This window comes from Pseudoalteromonas sp. GutCa3, assembly GCF_002836155.1.
Classification (GTDB): domain Bacteria; phylum Pseudomonadota; class Gammaproteobacteria; order Enterobacterales; family Alteromonadaceae; genus Pseudoalteromonas; species Pseudoalteromonas arctica.
This window is the reverse complement of sequence record NZ_PJBK01000101.1, coordinates 1-18,681: the sequence shown is the minus strand read 5'-3', so window position 1 is coordinate 18,681 and position 18,681 is coordinate 1. Positions and strand designations below refer to the sequence as shown.

Below are 18,681 nucleotides of genomic sequence, written 5' to 3'. Positions count from 1 at the left end.
GAGCTCCAGTATATCAATCAGATACTTATTACGATAGACAGGTTGCATTTTAATATATTAAATTAACTCTATAAATTTGATTATTTACTGCAATAGCAGACTTAGATTGATAAACTTAGCCGCAATCTTAATCACAAGGATCTGAACTTTGCGAAACAGAATTTTTCTACTTTCTACTCTTTTTTGCGCTATGAGCGCATCAGTTAATGCTGAGCCATGGGTAAAACCCGATGATTATGGTCTAAGAGCTGATATTCAACAATTAGCTGATGCCGGTGTTATTTTAGCTCCTGTAACTACCTATCCGCTTATGTGGAAAAGTTTTATAAGCGATGTGGAAAGCATGCCGCTGGAGCAATTATCTCCAAGCTTACAAGATGCTTTACTTCGCGTTAAACATCGATATAAATCGGAAAATAGTAGCTCACATAGTCTTCAATTATCAGCTTTTGCAGCCACAGATCCAATCATAGCAACAAGCTTTGGTGCAACAAATACTCAAGAAACAGAGCTTTCAGCAGCTTACGCTTATTTAGGCGATAACTTTGCAGCTAAAGTAGCTATAAACTATAGAAAAGACGGTAAAAAATGTTTAGTTGATGGAAAAACGACTGACGATATAGTTACCGATGAGCAAGCTTTAACCGATTGTAACGATACCTCACTTGATAATAGTTACTTAGCTTACCGTTTAGGTAACTGGATTTTTAGAGCCGGTGCTGTTGAACAATTTTGGGGACCTGGTGTTGATAACAGCTTAATTATGTCAGGTAATGCGAAACCTTTACCTGCACTAAGTGTTACTCGAGAAAAAAGTACTGCTTTTGAGACGCCATGGCTGAGCTGGATTGGTCAATGGAGCTTTACAGCACAAATGGCAAAGCTTGAGTCTACGCGTGTTATACCTGATGCTTTACTGTGGAGTACTCGTGTTAATTTTCGCCCTATTCAACAGTTAGAAATTGCACTTAGCTGGTCTGCACAATGGGCAGGTGACGGACAACCGGGCTCTGCGGGTGATTTTATTGATGTCATAACAGGGCAAACTGCATGTATCGATGGCAATGAGAGTTGTGATAGCCAGTTAGAGTCGAAAATAGGTAATCAATTGGCTGGTATTGATATTCGTTGGTCAGATACCTTATTTGATCAACCATATGCGGTTTATGCCAGTACTATAGGTGAAGATGCTAGCTCTCAATTTAAGCCTTCCGACAGAGCATATCTTTTTGGTATTCAAACAACACAGCGCATTTATGCTCAAAACATATTAGTAAATGTTGAATATATAGATACTGGTGTTTCATGCCAAGCTGAATCAATAGTTGAAAATTGTTACTATGAGCATGATACTTATAAGTCTGGCTATCGCTACCATGGACGCACTATTGGTTCGACGTATGATAATGATGCGCAATCAGTTGTCCTAACACTACTTGGTCAGCTTTCTAATGGTGATGATTGGCAGTTGAAATTACGCAGTGTTGATTACAATAGTGACAATAGCGATTGGTACCCTAGCAATCCAGATTTAGGTAACAGCATAACTAAAACAGCCTACAACAGTAAGCAATTAGAACTTCGTTACAGAATGCTTTCTATGGGAGGACGCGTCACTTTAGGTGCTTTTGCGTCTAACAACGACGGTGCTGAAAACGATACTTCTGCGTTTGCTAAGTACGAATATAACTTTTAATACGTTACTTTTAATAAAGTAACGTATTAAAAGTAAGAAAGGGATGAAAACAGTGTTTTCATCCCTTTTTTGTATTTTTTAGCAAACTAAATCAGTAATTACTGTTTAATTTTACTAATTACTTTTGATGTTGAGCATCCATCTAAAAATTCAAGCACTTCAACTTTTCCGCCATGGCGAAGTACATGCTCAGCACCCGCTATTTGCTCTACGGTGTAGTCGCCACCCTTAACTAAAATATCAGGGCTTATCTGCTCGATTAATTTAGCGGGAGTATCGTTTTCATCTAGACTACCAAACGGAATAACCCAATCAACTGATGAAAGTGCGCTAAGTACCATTGCACGCTCATCTAGCGGGTTAATAGGACGATCTGCCCCCTTTAAGCGCGTAATAGATTCATCATTATTTAATCCAACAACGAGTCTATCGCCTCGGGCTTTAGCTTGTGCTAAATAACGCACATGCCCAGCATGTAAAATATCAAAGCAGCCATTAGTAAATACAATGGTTTCGCCATTTTGTCTTGCAAACTCAATATGTTGAAGGACATCATCAAATGGTGTTTGGTAATGCTCACCAGTAGTATGTAAATACTGACCAAGCTTACGACTTAACTCTTCTGGCGAAACTGTAGCTGCACCAAATTTACTAACCGCTATACCTGCCGCTAAGTTAGCAATTTCGACAGCATCTTTAGGTTCCATGCCCGCACCAAGCATAACGGCTAATGTAGCTATAACCGTATCACCAGCCCCAGTCACATCACTTACTTCAAGTTCTTGTGCTGCAAAATCAAATTTTTCATCTGCATTAATTAACGACATACCTTGCTCAGAACGCGTAAGCAACATGGCTTTAATGCCATTTTTGCTAATTAAATCACGTGCACTTGCAGCTAAAGCTTCTTCTGAATCGGTTTGACCACCCGCTAACTTAAACTCATGTAAATTAGGCGTAATGTAATCAGCACCTTCATATAAATGTAAATCTGGCGATTTAGGGTCGATTAAAACCGTTTTTCCGGCGCCCTTAGCAAGGCTTACCATCTCTTTAATTAAGCTTAAAGATCCTTTGCTGTAATCAGAGAACACTATAAAATCGTATTCATCAAGTACAAGCTCTAAACGGTTTAATAAAAGTTGGCTGTGTTGCTCGGTAAATGTTTCTTCTAAATCAAGACGAACGAGTTGTTGGTGGCGGCTAATAACACGCATTTTTGAAATAGTCGGTAAATCACATACACTGACTAATTGTGAACTTATTTTTTCACCTTTTAGAATAGTCTCTAAAATCTGCCCGCTTTCATCTTCACCAATTAAGCCCAGTAAGCCAACTTTTGCATCTAACCGCGCTATATTTTTTGCAACGTTAGCTGCGCCGCCCGCTTTGTCTTCAAATTTACTTACTTTAACAACAGGTACTGGCGCTTCAGGCGAAATTCGACCTGTATCACCATACCAATAACGGTCTAGCATTACGTCGCCAACAACTAATATTCGTGCCGCTGATAAGTTTTTTAATAACGATAAATCCATTACTGCTGCTCCGCAACAACCATATCCATGGCTTCACATAACCAGTGACCTATAAACATGTGAGCTTCTTGAATACGTGCTGTTTCGTCATTTTTTATAATGATAGGTAACTTAGCAATATCTTTTACTTTACCGCCATCACGTCCAGTTAATGCCACTGTAAAAGCGCCTAGTTTATTTGCAGCTTCTAATGCTAAATTAATATTATTACTAGTACCTGATGTGGTTAAACCAATAACTAAATCTTCTGGCTTACATAGCGCTTGAACTTGGCGTTCAAACACCGTATCAAAGTGATAATCGTTGCTGTGTGCTGTTAAAATTGATGTATCGGTAGTCAATGCCATTGAGGCAAGCGGACCACGTTCTAATTTGTAACGCACTACAAATTCTGCTGCTAAATGCTGCGCATCGGCTGCACTACCGCCGTTACCAAACCAAACAATCTTGCCACCAGCTTGTAATGCACTGTGGCATGCTTCTAACAGTTGCATAGATTCTTGATGATAAGCTTCCATCGTTTCAAATAATGCTTGATGACGGTTTAATGTTTCAACGTAGCTAGTTGCCACTGAATCGATAATTGACATGAAAAATTCCTCTAGGAACTGAAATAGCAGGGAAAAATTAAATCCATTATTCCATAATTTTATTTAATTGTGTGCATTTTATCGGGTTATAACTGAACCCAGACCATATTTTATTGCGAGTATGTTTAGAAAACGGTTATTTCACGGTAAACTAACGCCACTTCCCTTTAAGAAAGATCAGTATGGCACGCATTTTTTACTCTCTAGCATTAATTTTTATTAGCCCACTGATTGTATTTTATCTCTATATTTTACGAGGTAAAAAAAACCAAGGCTATCGTGCACACTTTAAAGAGCGCTTTGGGTTTGTCAGTAAGTCTTTATTTACGGTTAAAACCAAACCTTTAGTTTTTCATTGTGCTTCTGTTGGTGAGGTACTTGCCGCAACGCCGCTTATTAAAGCTCTTCAAAAAGCGCATCCAAATTTAAATATACTTATAACCTGTAATACTCCAACAGGCAGAGAGCAAATACTTAACCAGTTTAAAAATACTGTGGCGTGTAGCTACTTACCAATCGATTTTCCGTTTGCGACAGCCCGATTTTTAAAGCGTATAAAGCCACAAGCATTATGTATTTTAGAAACAGAGCTATGGCCAAATTTAATGGCGATAAGTCACAAAAAAAATATACCGGTACTTGTTATCAATGCAAGACTCTCTGAAAAGTCGCAGCAAGGCTATCAAAAGGTCGCTAAATTAACCCATATTATTATGCGCTCTATTACAGTACTTGCGAGTCATAACAAGGCAGATGCGGAGCGTTTTATAGAGCTTGGTCTCGAAACTTCAAAAAGCCATGTAACAGGCTCTATAAAATTTGATATAACACCAAGTGACGAGCAATTAGCCAAAGTACTCAACCTTAAACAGCTTTATAACAGTAATGAAGACAATAACGATGAACGCTTTGTATGGGTAGCAGGTTCAACACATCCTATTGAGCATGAGTTGGTACTTTCAGCCCACCAACAGTTACTAAAAAAGCAACCTAATGCATTACTTATAATTGCCCCGCGCCATCCAGAGCAATTTGATAAAGTAGCTGAGCTTTTAACACAAAGCCCACTTAGTTTTAGCCGTCGTAGCCAAAATAACTACAACAATGAACAAGTACTCCTTGCTGATACGCTTGGTGAATTACAGTGTTTATATGGCTCTGCAAATGTGAGCTTTATTGGTGGCAGCTTAATACGCAGAGGTGGGCATAACCCATTAGAATCAGCTGCGTTTTCGGTAGGTTTAATAACAGGTCCACACACATACAATTTTGATCATGTTTATCCCGAGCTAATAAAACTTAAAGGCACTGTAGTGGTTGATAGCAACGACGAACTAGCAAAGCAGCTCATAACGTTTAGCCAAAACACAAAAGCGTGCCAAACCTTAGGTATTAAAGCTGCGCAATGCGTAGCTAGAAACCAAGGTGCAATACAAAAAACACTTACCATTATTAACCAATATTTAGAGCCAAAACCGTGACCAACATAGCTATAAGCCAAACCCGCGAATGGGTGTCATCTGTTATCGTTAAATATAACTTTTGCCCGTTTGCTCGCAAAGAAGTAGAAAATAACTGTATTCATTACATCGTAAGTCCAGCAGCTAGTATGGATGATGCCGTGATGGATATGCTTGAGCAATGTGTTGAGCTTGACCGCGAACCAGAGCGTGAAACAACCCTTATCATGTTTGAGAACGGCTTTAGTGATTTTGAAAACTTTTTAGACTTGGTCGATTTAGCTAATGCACTTTTAGTCGCGCAGGGGTTTGAGGGAAAGTATCAAATTGCTAACTTTCATCCTGATTACGTATTTGCCGACAGCGATGAAACTGATGCCGCAAACTACACAAATAGAGCACCCTTTCCTACTCTGCATTTAATTCGCGAAGCAAGCATGAGCGAAGCACTTGATAGTTATAACGAGCCTGAATCTATTCCTGAGCATAATATAAACCTAGCAAGACGTAAGGGTATTGATTTTTGGCAGCAGTTACTTGAAGGCTGTAAAAAACCGAGCGCTTAAACGCTCGGTTTTATTTTGGTTCGTGCAAAACGTTGTGCAAAACTTTTTACAAAACAAGGCAATAACTAGCGCTTATTTTTTAACCCAGTTACCATTTACTTCAACGTAATGACCACTTTGGGTTTTTTCAATTGTTTTAGCGGCAGCAAGTGCTTCTACTTGCGAAAGTGACAAGTTATTCTTTTTAGCCAGCTTTAAGTACTGCGCTTTACGCTTTGCATTTATGTCATCAACAATTGCTTTTGCTTCTGCGTTTTGTACAACAAGCCCTAAATAACCAGAGCTATCTTCACCTACAAAACCTTGGTTTTTAGCATCATCAAGGCTAATAGCCCACGCAGAGAACGACATACATACTGCACTAACTAACGTAATAATATTTAATTTTTTCATACTATTCATCTCCTAACTCCTTAAAATAACTCACTGTCGTCACTAAACAAACTGTCGAGTTCTTTATCTACTTTTACGCGAATTTCGTGATCAACCTTCACATTTAAATTAATAGTAATGGGCTCTTTAGCAGACACCTCAACACGGTGCGTACAGGCACTTAATGCACTAATAGCACCCAGCGCGAGCAGTACTTTTATCAATAACGACTGTCTCATTATTAGTTTCCTTTTTGTGAGTATTGTTGCTCAACTTTTTGTGTAATTTCGTCACTCAAACGCAGTGCACGCAAAAGTGTAAATACGTTTTCTTCGTGGTTATAATTAAAGTTAACCTGCTGCTGCTCTGCTTTATTATAGCCTTGCAAATTAACCCCTAGTTTTAACCAACCATCATTTTTTAGTGCCACACTGCTATTAAGTTTTTGAATATCTAAATTAGTTAATAGCCCTAACACAGGTTGTAACTCTTGCTGTTGCTGCATTACTGAATCAAAAGCGGCATTATTGGTAATTTTTAAATTACCTGTTCCTTGGCTAAATAAGCTACCGTCAATTATTTCAATTTTTCCACTATCAAAGTGAACCGGTAAAGACCCCGCCAAGCGTCCCGTTAATACAATGCCCGACTTATCGTCGAGTGTAACGAGTTTACTTGCATCAATGTTTTCAAACTTAACATTGGCAACTTGGTTTGGCTTCCCTATTGTGTAGGTATCTAACGAAAACTCACCACCAAACACACTTCCTTTTACATCATTTATAAGCGCGGTATTGTTATTAACTTGCCACTGCCCTTCAATCGCTTTAACTACGGCACCCGCCCTAAACTCATTTAAATTAAAGGTAGTTGGTTTTACATTAAGCTTACCTGAATTATATTCCCCGCTAAATGTACTGCTTAAATCACTCGCAAGGTAATCGTTATACAGTGCACTTGCATGACTAATCCCTATATTGAACAGTGCATTTTGTAAGTTTATATCGCCACTAATATAGCCATTAAATTCACCCTCTGTTAGTTGTGCAAGTGGCTCAAATTGACTAATAAACGCATTTAACGGCAGCGCACTTTGTTCAGGAATAATGACTTCAAACGGATGAGCTTGCGACGACATATGATGATTTACAACTAACTCAACATCGTTTATAAATGCGTGATGCGTGGCTTTTAGTGCACGGCTTTGTAGCCCCGTAGACTCTACTTTTATATTATTAAGTTTTATGTCGGGGCTATTAACAGCCTTTATATTCGTTTTTGCTGTTAGATCAGCAAATAACTCACCTACGCCTAAATTAGCATTTGCTGTTAATGTGTTACTTATATCTGTGACTTTAAATTCTTTATATTCTGCGCTTTTTAATTGCTGAGTTAACGCTACCTCTGCGTTTAACTGTTTATCCATTTTTGCTGTTAAACCACCTTGGTATTGCACTGCACTTATATCAAACGCATCTACACTATTAAGCGTTAATTTAGCATTTATAAGCCCAATTGGTTTTGAGTCTATAAACTCACTTATATTAAAGTGACCACTAAGGCTAAGCCCATTCGCTGTTGCAGGTGCAAACTCAGGCAAGCCATCAAGCATAACGACGTAATCGCCTTTAATCACAGTGCCAGCCAACTGAGCATTAACGCTAATATTATTTATATCAGGTGTATTTATTTGAGCTGACAAAGTTGTCTGTAAGTCTTCAAGTGGAGATTTAATATTTAGTGTTGTATCTGTTATTAAAATATCAAATTGCTTATCGCCCACGCTTACCAAATTAATTACAGGTACCCTCAACTCACTACTCTCTAAGCGAATTGATTGAGGGAGTTTAAGTTGCCAATTTAAAGGAACTTGTTTGCTAATAAAGCCTGCATATTCACTCGGTGGTATTAACTCAGTACAGCTTGGTGTTAAATTAATTTTGTTATTAAGCAAATCGGTATTAAACATTAACGCTTGGCTATTTAAATTAAAACGCGTCGCCAATTTACCAGTGGTTAATACGTTAACTTTGCACTGCTCATACGTGTGAGCAAACTGGGAGCTAATATCGCCATTTAACTCAAGTTCTAGACCATCAAAGCTAAATGCTTGCTGAGTATTAAAGTTAAAATCTGCTATTAATGTATTTTTAGTGTTTATAACGTGCTTTAAAAAAGTGTCATTAATTTCAAACTGACCTCTTACTTTATTAGCAGTCAAAATTGCACTTGCGTTTATATCACCTGAGACATTAAATTTATTTAGTTCGGGTTCTAATATGCTTATTTTAAGTGGCTTATTGAGCTCATTACTTTTTACTACAAGCTGTTTAATATTGATTAATGGGCGATTTAAGGGAAGTGCTAAATTGAGATTTTTAGCACCTTGATTAGCATTATCACTTTTAGGGAGTGAATTAACCGTTAGCACTGCATTTTTAATATCTACACGCTTTGTATTTGCAGTAATACCAGTGAGTTGTAATTGTTGATTTTGATAATTTAAACACACTCTATCAGCATGAATATTTAAGCTAGACGTGATTGAAAAATCAAGGCAACTTAACGTAATGCCTGCTTTTTTAAGCTCAGGCGCTATAACCCACTGTAATAAAGGTAAACGAAATACATAACCAAGCAGCAAGGTACTTAGTAATACAGCTCCAACAATTAAACCAATTCGCTTAAACATACTATCCTTAAATGCTTTGTGCTTTTAGCTAAAACTATACTAATCAAAAAAGGCTGCACAATGCAGCCTTTTTTATTTTACAGTAAGATTATGAATCTAACTTGTATAAACGCAAATGTAATTAACCTACGTTTTTACGTGCGTTACGGAACATACGCATCCACGGGCTATCCTCGACCCACTCATCAGGATGCCAAGAGTTGGCAACGCTTCTGAATACACGTTCTGGATGCGGCATCATTACAGTGGCGCGACCATCAGTTGACGTAATACCTGTAATACCTTCTGGAGATCCATTAGGGTTAGCTGGGTACTGCGTTGTAGGGTTACCGTAGTTATCTACAAACTTAACCGCTACAGTGCCGCTATTAAGCGCCGCTTTAGTGGCTGCATCGTTTGCAAACTCAGCATGACCTTCACCATGAGAAACCGCTATAGGCATACGCGAGCCAGCCATTCCGTTAAAGAACACTGATGGATTTTCTTGTATTTCTACTAAACTAAAGCGTGCTTCAAAACGCTCTGATTTATTAGTTACAAAGCGCGGCCAATGTTCTGTGCCAGGGATCAACTCTTTTAACGTTGATAACATTTGGCAACCGTTACATACACCTAAACTAAAGGTATCTTCACGGTGGAAGAAGTTCTGGAACTGATCGCGTGCCATGTCGTTAAACAAAATAGACTTAGCCCAACCTTCACCCGCACCAAGTACGTCACCGTATGAGAAACCACCACAGGCCACTAAACCTTTAAATTGTTCTAGTGTTAAACGACCTTCTAAAATGTCGCTCATGTGTACATCAACGGCTGCAAAACCTGCGCGATTAAACGCTGCCGCCATTTCTAAATGAGAGTTAACACCCTGCTCACGTAAAATAGCCATTTGCGGTTTAGCACCGGTTGCAATGTATGGTGCAGCTATATCTTCGTTTAAATCAAAGTTAAGTTTTACGTTTAAGCCTGGATCTTTTGCATCAAATTTTGCATCAAACTCTTGCTTAGCACATTCAGGGTTATCACGGCGTGCTTGCATTTGATACGTTGTTTCAGCCCAAATAGTACGAAGATCAGTACGCGTATGATTAAGTACCGTATTTTCGCCACGGTTAAATATAATCGTATCATCACTGTTAAGCGTGCCAATGTTGTGGCTAATTGCTGCTATACCATGTTGTTCAAACACCGCATTTACTGCATCTAAATCAGCATTTGCTACTTGGATTACGGCACCTAGCTCTTCGTTATAAAGCGCTTCAATGTCAGAGCCTGTTAAACCAGCTAAATCAATCGTTACACCGGTATGACCCGTAAACGCCATTTCAGCAACTGTGGTAAATAAACCACCGTCTGAGCGGTCATGATAAGCAAGTAACTTACTATCAGCCACAAGCGCTTGCATTGCGTTATAAAAGCCTTTTAATAACTCTGGGCTATCAACATCAGGTGTTACATCACCCAATTGCTTATAAACTTGCGCAAGGCTTGATGCGCCCATGCGGTTTTTACCCGCACCTAAATCAACTAATATAAGCGATGTGTCGCCTTTATCTGTGCGCAGTTGTGGCGTTACTGTTTTACGTACGTCGTCAACACGACCAAACGCAGTTATAACCAGTGAAAGCGGCGATGTTACTGACTTCTCTTGTGAGTCACCTTCATCTTTCCATGTCGTTTTCATTGACATAGAATCTTTCCCCACTGGAATCGTTAAACCAAGCGCAGGACAAAGCTCTTCCCCTACAGCTTTAACCGCTTCGTATAAACCAGCATCTTCACCTGGGTGACCCGCTGCTGCCATCCAGTTTGCCGATAACTTAATGTTTTCAAGGCTACCGATGTTTGCACAGGCAATATTAGTTAACGACTCAGCTACCGCTAAACGAGCAGATGCACCGTAATTAAGTAATGCTGCAGGAGTACGCTCACCAAGTGACATAGCTTCACCGTGGTAAGTATCATACGTTGCCGCAGTTACTGCACAGTTAGCAACAGGTACTTGCCAAGGACCGACCATTTGATCGCGCGCTACTAAACCCGTAACTGAGCGATCGCCGATTGTTATTAGGAATGTTTTTTCTGCAATGGCTGGTAAACGCATTAAGCGCTGCGCTGCATCTGCTGCATTTATTAATGTAGTATCAAGCGCTTTACCAACAACTTGCTTTGACGTTACATCGCGGTGCATTTTAGGTGCTTTACCTAATAATACGTCCAGCGGTAAATCAACAGGGTTATTTTCAAAATGGCTGTCTGACACTGTTAAGTGAGGTTCAGCTGTTGCTTCACCAATAACAGCGTACTGGGCACGTTCACGCTTACAAATTGCTTCAAAGCGATCAAAGTCCTCTACGCCAACAGCGAGTACATAACGTTCTTGTGATTCATTACACCAAATTTCGTGTGGTGCCATGCCTGGCTCATCGTTAGGAATGCTACGTAATTGGAACTTACCACCACGTCCGCCATCATTAACAAGCTCAGGAAACGCATTTGATAAACCGCCAGCACCTACATCGTGGATGAATGCAATTGGGTTTTCATCACCTAGCTGCCAACATTTATCGATAACTTCTTGGCAACGACGTTCCATTTCTGGGTTTTCGCGTTGTACTGAAGCAAAATCTAAATCTTCGTTTGATTGACCTGAAGCCATGCTTGATGCAGCACCACCGCCTAAACCAATGTTCATTGCAGGTCCACCTAACGCAATTAATTTAGCGCCAACAGGAATATCGCCCTTTTGAACATGATCAGAGCGAATATTACCTAAACCACCGGCAAGCATAATTGGTTTATGGTAACCACGTACTTCTTCGCCATTATGGCTTGTTACTTTTTCTTCGTAAGTACGGAAGTAGCCTAATAAGTTAGGACGACCAAACTCATTATTAAATGCAGCGCCACCTAGTGGACCCTCTGTCATTATATCAAGCGCGTTAACAATACGACTCGGCTTACCAAAATCGCTTTCCCATGGTTGCTCGTAACCTGGAATACGTAAGTTTGATACAGTAAAGCCAACTAAACCTGCTTTTGGCTTAGAGCCACGACCAGTTGCGCCTTCATCGCGAATCTCACCACCAGAACCTGTAGCCGCACCAGAGAATGGCGCAATAGCTGTTGGGTGGTTATGAGTTTCAACTTTCATTAGTATTTCAATGTCTTCTTGATGATACGCATATTCACCTTGCGCATTTGGGAAGAAGCGACCCGCTTTTGAGCCTTTCATTACTGCCGCGTTATCTTTATACGCCGACAATACATTTTCAGGATTTAACTCAAACGTATTTTTAATCATTTTAAACAGCGATTTTGGCTGCTCTTTTCCATCAATTGTCCAGTCAGCATTAAATATTTTATGGCGACAATGCTCTGAGTTTGCTTGTGCAAACATAAACAATTCGATGTCGTTAGGGTTACGTCCTAACTTTATAAAGTTTTCTACCAAGTAATCTATTTCGTCATCAGCAAGGGCAAAACCTTGCTCAACATTAGCTATTGCTAATGCTTCGCGTCCGCCGCCTAAAATATCAACAGACGACATTTGGCGCGGTGCATCACTGCGAAACAGTTGTGCAGCATCTTCAAGCTCACTATGCGTGGCTTCGGTCATACGGTCGTGCAATAACGCAATTACTTGTGCAAGTTGTTCTGCGTTTAAGTCACCTTCAACATAATAAGCAATACCGCGTTCAACACGGTGAACCTGTTTTAAACCACAGTTATGGGCAATATCGGTTGCTTTAGATGCCCAAGGTGAAATGGTACCTGGGCGAGGTGTAACAAGTACAAGTTTGCCAGCTGGGGTATGCTCAGCAATAGTTGGACCGTAAGTTAATAGTTTTTCAAGCTTGGTTTGCTCGGAGCTACTCAACGGCGATGTTAAATCGGCAAAGTGAGCATACTCGGCGTATACGTTAGTGACTGGAAGTTGCGATTGTTGGCAACGCGCTAAAATTTTATTAACTCTGAACTCTGACAGTGCTGGTGCACCACGTAGGATCAACATAGGTAATTTCATCCGGGGTTAGGGATTGAACGATATTTTAGGCACGCATTATAGTCCAATTAGCATTCAGATTTAACTCAAAATTACGCTTTTCATAAAATTAACTTTTTAGCTTTATTTATAGCCTCTTTTGGTTAATAAAATAAAACGTAAAGTGACGCGATAGCTTAGTTTTGCTATAACAGTGGCTGGCGAGCTTAAGGGGCACTCAATGTTGAAAGAAAAACTAATAATAATCATTACTTTAGTTATGCTGTTATGTGCATGCGATATGCAAGAGCAGCCAACTCAACTCGCCCAAATAAAAGAACACAATAAAATACGTGTGGGTACCCTTGCCAGTGCTAGTAATTATTATCAAGCCGTTCAAGGTGAGCAAGGCTTTGAATATGAGTTATCTCAAGCCTTCGCTGAATATTTAGGTGTAGAGCTTGAAATAGTCCCTTTCTTTAACTTATCTGACATGTTTGAACGCCTTGAAAGCGGTGATTTAGACTTAATAGCGTCAGGACTTACCTATAATAAAACCCGTGCAGAGCAATACCGTTACGGACCAACTTACAGAACAATCAGCCAAAAGTTAGTTTATAAACAAGGGCGCGTTCGTCCTCGAGAGTTTGACGATTTAGATGGCAACTTTACGGTTATAGCTAAAAGTAGCCACTCGCTTACTCTACAAAAAATGAAGAAGAACAATCCAGATCTCACTTGGATAGAAAGCGAAGAGTTTGATGAAGAAGAACTACTTCAAGCAGTTATTGATGGCGAGATAGATTACACACTCGCTGATACGCATACGCTATCGCTGTTTCGCCGTTATCACCCAAATTTAAGCATTGGTTTTTCAGTTAGCCATAACGACCCGATTGCATGGATACTTAATAAATCTAAAGACGACTCTTTATATGCGTTGTTGGTGCCATTTTTTGGTGACGTTAAGCAAAGTAACCAGCTCTATGTACTTGAAGAAAAATACTTTGGTCACGTACGCCAATTTAACTATGTAAATACCCTTGCTTATATCGAAGCAATTAAAGAAACCTTACCAACATACCAGCCATGGTTTGAACAATATGCAGGTAGCCTTGACTGGCGGTTATTAGCGGCACTAAGCTATCAAGAATCTATGTGGAATCCTCGCGCTAAATCACCAACAGGTGTGCGCGGCATCATGATGCTAACTCGCAGTACAGCCAAACAAGTAGGTGTTACTAACCGGTTAGAACCAGAGCAAAACATTCGTGGTGGCGCTAAATACTTAAGCAAGCTTATTAAACGTATTCCTGACCGTATCCCGCAACCCGACCGCACATGGCTTGCTTTGGCCGGATACAATGTAGGTTGGGGGCACGTTAACGACGCACGTATAATTACCGAACAGCAAGGCGCAAGTCCTGACAAATGGGCTGATGTAAAAAAACGCCTACCGCTATTAATTAAAAAGCGCTATTACCGTAAAACTCGCTACGGTTATGCCCGAGGCGATGTAGCTGTTAAATATGTCGATAATATTCGTCGCTATTACGATGCACTTGTTTGGCTAGATGAAAATGATGCTATTGCTGCAGAGCCTGAGCCAGAACCAATTACAGAGTTGAGCACTGATACTGAGCTAAAACTAAACGAAAAAAGTGAAGTAAAAAGTAAGGCAGATGAAGCTCAAACAGAAAAACAACAACCTATAATCGAACCCGAACAGTCGAGTGAAAACAATGGCTAAGATTAATATAAGTACCCGTTTATTGAGTATGTCAGTAAGCAAAATTTAAGTAAATTAAATATCTGTTTACTTGTCACCAAATGATCACTAATGTGTGTTAATTGTATATCATTATTTTATAAGATATACCCGTGCCTTTCTCACTCTTGCATTAGGAGAAAACATGCTAAAACGTAGACGCACACAAAGATTAAAACGCAATGTCATTTATTCAACGGCCACACGTCGTCGTGTTATGTTGCGAAAACTACACAAAAAAATCATCTGGCGTCGCCGAATGTTTGCTATGCAGCAAATGGCTGAATCAGAAATAGAGCCAATCGCTAGTTAGCTTTAGTTAGGCTTATTTATTTGTTCATCACGAGCAGCTTTCTTAGCTGCTTTAATTTGCGCTCTTCTACGTTTAAAAAAATTCGAAATAGTATCACCGCACTGCTGTGCCAAAACACCACCACACACCTCAACTTGATGATTTAACTTAGGCTCTTGTAATAAATTCATAATTGAACCCGCAGACCCTGTTTTAGCATCGACTGCTCCAAATACTAAACGCTTTATTCTGCTATGCACTAACAATCCCGCACACATAGAACAAGGCTCTAACGTTACGTATAGGGTGCAATCAATTAAGCGGTAATTGTTAAGGACTTTTCCAGCTTCTCGCACTGCAATCATTTCGGCATGGGCAGATGGGTCATTATCCGTTATTGAGCGGTTATACCCGACTGAAACTAGCTGGTTATCTTTGACTACAATTGCTCCAACCGGAATTTCATCAAGCAGCTCTGCTTGCTTTGCATACAAAAGCGCTTGTTCCATCCAGTAGGAATCATCAAATGGTTCGTTCATTATTTCTACTTAAATAGCCTTTTATGCTGTAATTATACCTAGTTAGCACTCTAAAGTGCGCCATTCATTACTTTATTCCAAAAATAAAACAATATTTACCCGTTTGTAATGGCTCACTCGTGCTGATTTACGCTATAATCTCACGCTTTTTTTATTTAGCTCACAACACGGGTAGCAAATGAAATTTCCTGGACGCCGCAGGCATAAACATTATTTTCCAGTGGAAGCCAAAGATCCACTTACCAATCAACTTAACGCAACAGAGCGATTACAACGTAGTTATATTACGGGTATCGATCAGATCGTTGTTGATATAGAGGCAAAAGTTGATCAAGCTTTCCTTGACGAATTTCAACTACGTAGGGGGATGTCGCAAGTTATTGATAGCGATACAACAAACGCCTTATACGATCGTTTAAAATTAAACAATATGGTTGATTTTGAGTTTGCCGGTGGAACCATTGGTAACACTATGCACAACTACTCTGTACTTGCAGATGATCGCTCAGTTTTATTAGGCGTAATGAGCGAAAATATAAAAATAGGTAGCTACGCTTACCGTTTTTTATGTAATACCTCAAGCCGTGTAGACTTAAACTACCTTCAACCAGTTGATGGGCCTGTAGGCCGTTGTTTTACATTAATTGATGAAACCGGTGAGCGTACTTTTGCAATAAGTGCAGGCCTAATGAATCACTTACGTCCTGAATCTATCGATAAAGACCTTATTGAGAATTCATCAGCGTTAGTGATTAGTGCCTATCTTATGCGTACTCAAGGTAGCGAAACAATGACTGAAGCCACTATGCAAGCGGTAAAATACGCTAATGACGCAGGTGTGCCAGTTGTGCTTACACTCGGTACTAAGTTCTTAATTGAACAAGACCCTACTTGGTGGGCAAACTTTGTTGAAAAGCATGTTGATATTCTTGCTATGAACGAAGAAGAAGGTTTAGCTATTACAGGTTTTGAAGATCCTCTTCTAGCTGCTGATAAAGCACTTGATTGGGTAGACTTAGTTATTTGTACCGCTGGCGAAAAAGGCTTATTTATGGCCGGCTACGTAGACGAAAGCTTAAAGCGTGAAACCGAATACCCGTTACTACCAGGCGCCATACCTGATTTTAACCGTTACGAATTCTCACGAGCTATGCGTAAAGATGAGTGTGATGAACCTATCAGAGCATATAGTCATACGGCCCCATTTATGGGTGGACCTGATTCAATCAAAAACACCAATGGTGCAGGTGATTGCGCACTTGCGGCTGTGCTTCATGATTTGTCAGCGAATGTTTACCATAAGCTTAATGTGGCAAACTCAGCTAAACATCAGCAACAAGCTATTACTTACTCGTCACTATCGCAAATTAGTAAATATGCTAACCGAGCGAGCTATGAAGTATTAGTTCAGCACTCTCCGCGTTTATCTCGTGGTTTACCTGAACGTGAAGATTGTTTAGAACAAGTTTATTGGGAACAATAAATAACGGTGGGAGCAATTATTGCTCCCTATCGATTTCCTAAAAAATAGAAATATCGAGCTTTTTAGATAGCAGTTCCAGCGCTGCAATTCCTGCAACCGAATTACCAAACGAATTAAGCCCCGGAGAATAAACAGCTACAGTAAACTTATTTGGTAACACAGCTAAAATAGTTCCTGACACTCCCGACTTACCTGGCATGCCCACTCTGTAACCAAAATCACCCGCAGCATCATATAAACCACTCGTGAATAAAAGCGAATTAAGCTGTTTATTCTGACGACTACTTAAAACACGATTGCCCGATCGATTATCAACACCTTTATTAGCTAAAAAATTATAAGCTTTTGCTAATTCAATACAGTTGAGCTCAATAGAACAAAAGTTAAAGTAAGCCCACAAAACATCATCAACTTCGTTTTCAAAATTACCAAACGACTTCATTAAATGTGCCATAGCAGCATTTCGGTGCCTGAACTCATACTCTGAATTAGCGACTTTTTTATCAATTACTATGCCTCTATTACCAGCTAATAACCTGAAAGTTTCGAGCATAGAATGCATTGGCGCAGATAAGCGGCTATATAACGCATCACACGTTACAATTGCGCCTGCATTGATGAATGGGTTACGAGGAATCCCCTTTTCAAACTCAAGCTGTGTAAGCGAGTTAAAGGCTGTACCTGAGGGTTCCTTTCCGACTCTGTGCCAAAGTTCATCACCATAACGCTGTAGTGCCATAGTAAGTGTCATAACTTTAGAAACTGATTGAATAGTGAAGCGTTGAGAACAATCCCCCGCACATACAGTTTCACCATCAGTTGTATAAATAGCGATAGAAAATTGTTCCGGATCAACCTCGGCAAGCGCCGGTATATAATCAGCTACTTTCCCTTGTGATAATAAAGGACGTACTTCATGTGCTATTTCATCAAGCACCTTTTGGTAATCAGCTGTAGGCAATCTAGACCTCTATATCGTCATTCATAAAAATTGGATTTTAACACGCGCGATTAAGTGCACCTAGTTTTGTTGTCGAATTTAACGGTGAGATTTTACTAAATTTAAATAGAAAAAACGTCACATTACTGTATTTGGTTTCTCTTAATTAAATCCTGGTAATGTCATGATGCCCACTGCGGTGGAGAGTCACAGTGCAAATGCTACGAACTCATTGTCGAGCGGAGATTTTTATGATTTTAGCGTCGGGAGTCGCTACGCTCGCCCGACCTACGTGATAGGTGTTGATGTGAGTGTGTGTTAATTGCGCGTACTTCACTTTTCTGCAGACATAAAGAAGCCCGAATCTTAAATTCGAGCGCTCTACAATGTGAAGTCGGTGCGCTACGCAGTAGGATGTCGTAGTGCCCACAGCGGTAGAGAGTCACAGTGAAATACTACACTATTATTAATCGTATCATCTCTTAGTATGCTGAGTTTTACTAATTTCAAAAAGCAAAAAACCCGTTACATTGCTGTAACGGGTTTCTCTTAATTAAATCCTGGTAATGTCCTACTTTCACATAGCAAATGCTACACTATCATCGGCGCTGTTTCGTTTCACTACTGAGTTCGGCATGGATTCAGGTGGGTCCAAAACGCTATTGTCACCAAGAAAATTCTTTTCAATTTTCTTATTTTTAATTATTAAGATTAAAGTCCTTCGACTGAATTTGAAGCCTGGTAATGTCCTACTTTCACATAG

14 protein-coding genes and 1 rRNA gene are annotated in these 18,681 nt (G+C 39.8%); 6 read left to right on the top strand and 9 right to left on the bottom strand.

Going from position 1 to position 18,681, the window contains the following annotated elements; genetic code table 11:
* Positions 1-190: 190 nt before the first annotated feature.
* Entirely contained in the window at positions 191-1,696 is a 1,506-nt protein-coding gene (locus CXF64_RS18070; protein WP_101217697.1) for a capsule assembly Wzi family protein, read from the top strand.
* A gap of 98 nt (positions 1,697-1,794) precedes the next feature.
* Here the strand turns inward: CXF64_RS18070 and hldE are convergent, their stop codons facing one another.
* Positions 1,795-3,234 carry a bifunctional D-glycero-beta-D-manno-heptose-7-phosphate kinase/D-glycero-beta-D-manno-heptose 1-phosphate adenylyltransferase HldE gene (gene hldE / locus CXF64_RS18065; protein WP_101217696.1) on the bottom strand — a complete coding sequence of 480 codons (1,440 nt, stop codon included), beginning with the start codon at positions 3,232-3,234 and terminating at the stop codon, positions 1,795-1,797.
* Positions 3,234-3,824, bottom strand: coding sequence for an SIS domain-containing protein (locus CXF64_RS18060; protein WP_002961065.1), 591 nt, complete (start codon positions 3,822-3,824; stop codon positions 3,234-3,236). Before CXF64_RS18060 ends, hldE begins: the two co-directional genes overlap by 1 nt.
* A gap of 182 nt (positions 3,825-4,006) precedes the next feature.
* Here CXF64_RS18060 and waaA point away from each other — a divergent pair, with 182 nt between their 5' ends.
* Entirely contained in the window at positions 4,007-5,305 is a 1,299-nt protein-coding gene (waaA, locus tag CXF64_RS18055) for a lipid IV(A) 3-deoxy-D-manno-octulosonic acid transferase (RefSeq protein WP_101217695.1), read from the top strand.
* Positions 5,302-5,850, top strand: a complete 549-nt coding sequence (locus tag CXF64_RS18050) for a DUF1415 domain-containing protein (RefSeq protein ID WP_101217694.1) — start codon at positions 5,302-5,304, stop codon at positions 5,848-5,850. The genes waaA and CXF64_RS18050 overlap by 4 nt, the downstream gene beginning before the upstream one ends.
* Positions 5,851-5,922: 72 nt before the next feature.
* Here CXF64_RS18050 and CXF64_RS18045 read toward each other — a convergent pair whose 3' ends face one another.
* From CXF64_RS18045 to purL, 4 genes are all read right to left on the bottom strand, one after another.
* On the bottom strand, positions 5,923-6,252 hold the full coding sequence (locus CXF64_RS18045) for a YdbL family protein (protein ID WP_101217693.1): 330 nt from the start codon (positions 6,250-6,252) through the stop codon (positions 5,923-5,925).
* Positions 6,253-6,263: 11 nt separating this feature from the next.
* Positions 6,264-6,461, bottom strand: a complete 198-nt coding sequence (locus CXF64_RS18040; RefSeq protein WP_007584699.1) for a YnbE family lipoprotein — start codon at positions 6,459-6,461, stop codon at positions 6,264-6,266.
* A gap of 2 nt (positions 6,462-6,463) precedes the next feature.
* Positions 6,464-8,914, bottom strand: coding sequence for a YdbH domain-containing protein (locus tag CXF64_RS18035; protein ID WP_101217692.1), 2,451 nt, complete (start codon positions 8,912-8,914; stop codon positions 6,464-6,466).
* A 121-nt stretch (positions 8,915-9,035) separates the two neighbouring features.
* Positions 9,036-12,926: a phosphoribosylformylglycinamidine synthase gene (gene purL, locus CXF64_RS18030; RefSeq protein WP_101217806.1), complete on the bottom strand. Its 3,891-nt coding sequence runs from the start codon at positions 12,924-12,926 to the stop codon at positions 9,036-9,038.
* A 211-nt stretch (positions 12,927-13,137) separates the two neighbouring features.
* Here purL and mltF point away from each other — a divergent pair, with 211 nt between their 5' ends.
* Both mltF and CXF64_RS20865 read left to right on the top strand, forming a co-directional pair.
* Positions 13,138-14,646 (top strand): membrane-bound lytic murein transglycosylase MltF, encoded by a 1,509-nt coding sequence (mltF, locus tag CXF64_RS18025; protein ID WP_101217691.1) that lies wholly within the window; start codon positions 13,138-13,140, stop codon positions 14,644-14,646.
* A gap of 163 nt (positions 14,647-14,809) precedes the next feature.
* Positions 14,810-14,977: a hypothetical protein gene (locus CXF64_RS20865; RefSeq protein WP_007584688.1), complete on the top strand. Its 168-nt coding sequence runs from the start codon at positions 14,810-14,812 to the stop codon at positions 14,975-14,977.
* A gap of 2 nt (positions 14,978-14,979) precedes the next feature.
* Here CXF64_RS20865 and tadA read toward each other — a convergent pair whose 3' ends face one another.
* A complete protein-coding gene (gene tadA / locus CXF64_RS18020; RefSeq protein WP_033026952.1) occupies positions 14,980-15,495 on the bottom strand; it encodes a tRNA adenosine(34) deaminase TadA in 516 nt (171 codons plus the stop codon).
* Positions 15,496-15,673: 178 nt separating this feature from the next.
* On the opposite strand from tadA, the gene CXF64_RS18015 reads away from it, so the two are divergent.
* Positions 15,674-16,978: an inosine/guanosine kinase gene (locus CXF64_RS18015; protein ID WP_010554383.1), complete on the top strand. Its 1,305-nt coding sequence runs from the start codon at positions 15,674-15,676 to the stop codon at positions 16,976-16,978.
* A gap of 37 nt (positions 16,979-17,015) precedes the next feature.
* On the opposite strand, the gene glsB is transcribed toward CXF64_RS18015, so the two are convergent.
* The gene (gene glsB, locus CXF64_RS18010) at positions 17,016-17,939 is read right to left on the bottom strand and encodes a glutaminase B (RefSeq protein WP_007584683.1); all 924 of its coding nucleotides are present in this window, start codon (positions 17,937-17,939) and stop codon (positions 17,016-17,018) included.
* Positions 17,940-18,476: 537 nt separating this feature from the next.
* A 5S ribosomal RNA gene (gene rrf, locus CXF64_RS18005) occupies positions 18,477-18,591 on the bottom strand.
* Positions 18,592-18,681 lie beyond the last annotated feature (90 nt).